The organism is Pseudoalteromonas sp. SR45-5, from assembly GCF_014163565.1.
Lineage (GTDB): Bacteria > Pseudomonadota > Gammaproteobacteria > Enterobacterales > Alteromonadaceae > Pseudoalteromonas > Pseudoalteromonas distincta.
Window position 1 is genome coordinate 1 of record NZ_JACJDN010001002.1, and the last position, 813, is coordinate 813.

General features: G+C 40.1%; 1 protein-coding gene. It reads right to left on the reverse strand.

The window, feature by feature from the left end; all coding sequences use genetic code 11:
* On the reverse strand, positions 1-719 hold a 719-nt coding region (gene tyrA, locus H5072_RS20645; protein ID WP_182694662.1), incomplete at its 3' end, for a bifunctional chorismate mutase/prephenate dehydrogenase.
* Positions 720-813: the final 94 nt, after the last annotated feature.

Sequence of the window (813 nt, forward strand, 5' to 3'; positions counted from 1 at the left end):
TCAACAAGCTGACAACCCCATACTTGTAACTGCTGTAACAAGCCTTTTGCCGCTTGGTGATCTCGCCCTTCACATACAACGACTGTTTGTTTTACCCAGTGTGATATGTCAGGGCCAAACATAGGATGCAAACCAACCACAGGGCCACTATGCGCAGCTTTTAGTGCTTTAATAGGCGATTGCTTTACCGATGTAATATCAACTAGTAAACAGTCATCATCTAGTTTAGGTAACTTAGCAACTACTGCGTCCAATGCATTAATTGGTACGCTAATCATTACTAGCTTGGCACCTTTTAAAATATTTTGCGCATCGTTTTGCTGATCTTTATCTAAAACTTTAACTTCGTAACCTGAGCGAATAAACTGCTGAGCAAATAGCTGCCCCATAGCACCTTGACCACCTACAATAACAATTGGCGAAAGCTCTGGCGCTGCACATGCAAGTTTTGCTTGTTGGTTTTGATAGGCTTCTCGCATCATGCGTCTTAGTATATCTTCAACGAGATCGGGGCTTACATTTTGATTTATTGCTTCTTGTCTTCTTGCCGCTAATAGCTCTGCTTCACGATTAGGTGCATGTAAAGGCGCGCCTGTTTGTTGTTTTATCTCACCAATTTTTTGCGTAATACCATTACGTTTAGCAAGTAAGGCAACAAGTTGTGCGTCGCATTCATCTATACCTTCTCTCAGCTGTGCTAAATCACTTATGTCAGCCACGTTCATACCACCTTAAAAAACAAATAACGTAAATATAAATTTACATAAAAGTAAACTAATCAATACGATAAATACTAACAGGATCAGCTAATTG